The sequence below is a fragment of the Ciceribacter ferrooxidans genome, from assembly GCF_004137355.1.
Classification (GTDB): Bacteria; Pseudomonadota; Alphaproteobacteria; order Rhizobiales; family Rhizobiaceae; genus Allorhizobium; species Allorhizobium ferrooxidans.
Genome location: NZ_SDVB01000228.1, coordinates 1 through 261, shown reverse-complemented (window position 1 = coordinate 261; position 261 = coordinate 1). Strand labels below are relative to the sequence as shown.

The window sequence follows — 261 nt, the reverse complement described above, 5'->3', positions numbered from 1 at the left end:
ACTTAAACAAAAGCCATAACATTTTAATATTCATTATGTATTTCCTGGAGCACCCATATTACTCATGCTTTTGAGAACAAACATTTAAATCTGGGTGGAAATGTAACCAAGATGTGAAAATGTTCATATTCTTTTTTTCTTTTGAGGAAGATCAGCCCTGAGCTAACATCTGCCGCCAATCCTCCTCTTTTTGCTGAGGAAGACTGGCCCTGAGCTAACATCCATGCCCATCTTCCTCTACTTGTTTTTATATGTGGGACG

1 protein-coding gene is annotated in these 261 nt (G+C 38.3%); it reads right to left on the bottom strand.

Annotation, left to right across the window (positions count from 1 at the left end; genetic code table 11):
* Positions 1-62 precede the first annotated feature (62 nt).
* Positions 63-261: hypothetical protein (locus EUU22_RS26410; protein WP_205687895.1), on the bottom strand; the 199-nt coding region annotated here is incomplete at its 5' end.